At 70.0% G+C, this 4,119-nt stretch carries 1 protein-coding gene; it reads left to right on the forward strand.

Annotated features, from left to right (window positions below; all coding sequences use genetic code 11):
• On the forward strand, positions 1–4,119 hold a 4,119-nt coding region (locus KUTG_RS04775; protein WP_052393960.1), incomplete at both ends, for a non-ribosomal peptide synthetase.

Below are 4,119 nucleotides of genomic sequence, written 5' to 3' on the forward strand. Positions count from 1 at the left end.
TCCAGCGGGCCGCCGGTCAGGGCGAGATGTTCGACACCGTCACCGTGGTGCTGAACTACCCGCTCGACGAGACGCCCGCCGAGCCGATCCGGGGCGTGACCGTCACGGACATCGCCGGCTACGACGCCGCGCACCTGCCGCTGAGGCTGACCGCCGGCACCCGCCAGGGCCGGCTCCAGCTCCGTCTGGAGTACCGCCCGGACGCCTTCGACGAGGCGACGATCCGCGCCGTCGCCGACCGCCTCACGGATCTCCTGACCAGGGACGACTTCGGCACCGCGCTGCCCGCGCTGGACCTTGCCGCCAGCAACACAGACGCCGTCGCCGTGGAGATCGCCGAGCCGCGCACCCCGCAGGAGGAGATCCTCTGCACGCTGTTCGCGGAGATCCTCGGCGTCGACCAGGTTCGTCCCGACGCCGATTTCTTCGCGCTGGGTGGGCAATCCCTCTCGGCGGTGAAGCTGCTCAGCCGTATCCGCACGGTCTTCGGCGCGGAACTGCCGATCCGCGCCGTCTTCGACACGCCGACGGCGGCGGGGCTGGCCTCGCTCGTCGTCGCCGGCGGCACCACCCGCCCGCCGGTGCTGGCCGGCAAGCGGCCCGAGCTGGTGCCGCTGTCGTTCGCGCAGCGGCGGCTGTGGTTCCTGCACCGCATGGAGGGCCCCAGCGCCTCGTACAACCTGACGATGGCGCTGCACCTGACCGGGACGCCGAACATCCCGGCCCTGCGCGGGGCGATCGCCAAGGTCCTGGCCCGACACGAGAGCCTGCGGACGGTGTTCCCGGACGTCGACGGCCAGCCGTACCAACGGATCCTGACCGACGCCGAGGTGCCGTTCAAGATCGTCGACATGACGCCGGACGCGCTGCCGAAGGCGGCCGGCTATGCCTTCGACCTCGCCACCGAGATCCCGATCCGCGCCACGCTCGCGCGGATCAGCGACACCGAGCACGTGCTTTTGCTGCTGGTGCACCACATCGCCAGCGACGGCTGGTCACTGGCCCCGCTGTTCCGCGACCTGTCCGCCGCCTACGCCGGCCAGGACCTGCCGCCGCTGAACATCCACTACGCCGACTACACGGTGTGGCAGCGGGAAGTTCTCGGCGCGGACGACGACCCGACCAGCGTGCTCTCCGGACAGCTGGACCACTGGCGGCAGGCGCTGGCCGGGCTGCCGGACGCCATCGAACTGCCCACGGACCGCCCCCGTACGGCGAACGCCACCCGCGGCGGCGATGTCGTCGAGTTCGAGCTGAACACGGAGGTGCAGGCCGGCATGGCCAAACTGGCCCGGGCCACCGGGACCACGGCGTTCATGATCCTCCAGGCCGCGCTGGCGTCACTGCTCAGCCGGCTCGGCGCCGGCGCCGACATCGCCATCGGCACACCGGTCGCGGGCCGTCTCGACGAGGCGCTGGACGACCTGGTCGGGTTCTTCGTCAACACCCTGGTGCTACGCAACGACCTGTCCGGCGATCCCACGTTCACCGAGTTGCTGCACCGGGTCCGCACCACCGACCTCGCCGCGTACGCCAACCAGGACGTTCCGTTCGAGCGACTGGTCGAGGTGGTCAACCCGACCCGGTCGCTGACCCACCACCCGTTGTTCCAGGTGCTTCTGGCGCTGCAGAACAACACCGGTGGCGAGTTGGAGCTGTCGGGGCTGACCGTTCGGCCGCACGAGGTCGCCACCGGCACCACGCGGTTCGACCTGTCCTTCGTCCTGGCCGAGGGGGACGGCATCAAGGGCGTGCTGGAATACGCCACCGACCTGTTCGACCGCCGGACGACACAGTCCATTGTGGACCGACTGACCAAGTTCATCGAAACTGTCGTCACGCAACCGAAGACCCGGGTCAGCGATGTCGACATCCTCACCGCCGATGAGCGCAAGCCTTTGCAAGGCCTGCCCTTCGGGCACGAAGCAACCACGCTGCCGGCGGCGTTCGAGGCCCAGGTCGAGCGCACGCCGAACCGGCCAGCCGTGGAGTGCGGCGACGAAACCTTGACCTATGCCGAGCTCAACGAGCGCGCAAACCAGCTGGCGCGCAAGCTGATCGATCAGGGCGCACGCCCCGGCGAGCACGTGGCCGTCACGATCAGGCCGTCGATCGAGCTGATCGTCGCCTGCCTGGCGATCCTCAAGTCCGGCGCCGGCTACGTGCCCGTCGACCCCGGCTACCCGGCCGAACGCATCGAGTTCATCCTCGGCGACGTCAATCCGGTCTGTGTCGTCTCCGCCATTGAGGCTCAGGGCTTCGACACCGACAACCCGGCGGTTGCCCTCCAGCCCGAGGACTCCGCCTACGTGATCTACACGTCCGGCTCGACCGGCCGGCCCAAGGGCGTTGTGGTGCCGCATCGCGCGCTGCTCAACCTGATCGTCGAGTACGGCCGGCGGTTCGGCGCCGACCCCGACCGACGGGTCCTGACCTTCGTCTCCCCCAGCTTCGACGTGTCCCTGTCCGAGTTCGCGCAGGCGCTGTTCTTCGGCGGCTGCCTGGTGATCCCGCCGGCCGGCGTCGAATTCGGGGAAGTCCTCCAGGACAAGGACATCACGCACGCCACCGTGCCGGCCGCGGTGCTCGCGACCGTGGAACCGCGAGAGCTGCCCAAGCTTGAGGTGCTGGTCGTCGGCGGCGAGCCGTCGCGTCCGGAGGTGATCCGGGCGTGGCAGCCGGGGCGGATGCTCATCAACGCTTACGGGCCGACCGAGGCGACCATCGAGTCGACCTTCACCGTCTGGGGCGATGAGGCCAACCCCGTGCTCATCGGCGCACCGGTGAACAACGTCTCGGCGTACGTGCTGGACGGCCGGTTGACGCCGGTTCCCGTTGGCGTGCCGGGAGAGTTGTACCTCGCCGGTGCCGGCCTTGCCCGGGGCTACCTGCGCCGGCCCGCGCTGACCGGCGAGCGTTTCGTCGCTGATCCCTTCGCCGCCAATGGAAGCCGCATGTACCGGACCGGCGACGTCGTGCGCCGACGGGCCGACGGGCAGCTGGAGTTCGTCGGCCGCACCGACGATCAGGTCAAGGTGCGGGGGCTGCGGATCGAGCTCGGCGAGGTCGAAGCAGCGCTGGGCCGGCACCCCGGCATCGACGCCGTCGCGGTCGCCGTCCACGACGCCGCGCTCGTCGCCTACGTCGTCGGCGACGACCTGGATTCCGCCGAGCTGCGGCGATTCATCGGCGCTTCGCTGCCGGAGTACTACGTGCCTTCGGTTTTCGTGCGGCTGGACGAGCTGCCGCTGACCCCCAACGGCAAGGTCGACCGCCGCGCGCTGCCCACCCCCGACGTCACCTCGATCGAGGGCCGTGGCCCGCGTTCGCCGCGGGAAGTGTTGCTGTGCCAGCTTTTCGCCGAGGTGCTCAAGGTCGAGCAGGTGTCGATCGACGACAACTTCTTCGACCTGGGCGGGCATTCGCTGTTGGCCACGCAACTCGTCAGCAAGATCGGCGCGGTGCTCGGGGCCCAGCTCAGCATCCGCACCCTGTTCGACGCCGCCACCGTCGCCGAACTGTCCACGCAGCTCGACGAAGGCGACGAGCGGGACCCGTTCGCGATGCTGCTGCCCCTGCGGACCGGCGGCGACGGACATCCGCTGTTCTGCGTGCATCCCGTCGGCGGGCTGAGCTGGTGTTACTCCACGCTGTTGCGCGGGCTCGACCGTGACACCCCGGTCTACGGCCTCCAGTCCCGGTCCCTGTCCGGCGGGCAGCCGCCGGCGACCCTGGAGGAGCTCGTCGGCGATTACGTCGACCAGATCCGCAAGGTCCAGCCGACCGGGCCGTATCACCTGCTCGGCTGGTCCATGGGCGGCCACCTGGCCCATGCCGTCGCCGCTTCGCTCCGCCAGGCCGGCGACGAAGTTCCTGTGCTGGTCGTGCTCGACGCCTACCCGGTCGAGCCGTCGCTGCGCCGCCCGATGTCCGCGCGCCAGGTTTACGACGATCTTCACGCCGGCTACCGGCGTCTCGGCACCACAACCGCCGAGCCTCCGGCCGACGAGGAGGAGCTGAAGGAGGAGCTCGTCCGCCTGCTCGGCACCGACGAGGAGATGCGGGGCTTCGACGACGCACAACTCCGTCGGGTGCTCGACGCCACCGTGGCCAACGTCG

Source organism: Kutzneria sp. 744 (assembly GCF_000568255.1).
Taxonomy (GTDB): domain Bacteria; phylum Actinomycetota; class Actinomycetes; order Mycobacteriales; family Pseudonocardiaceae; genus Kutzneria.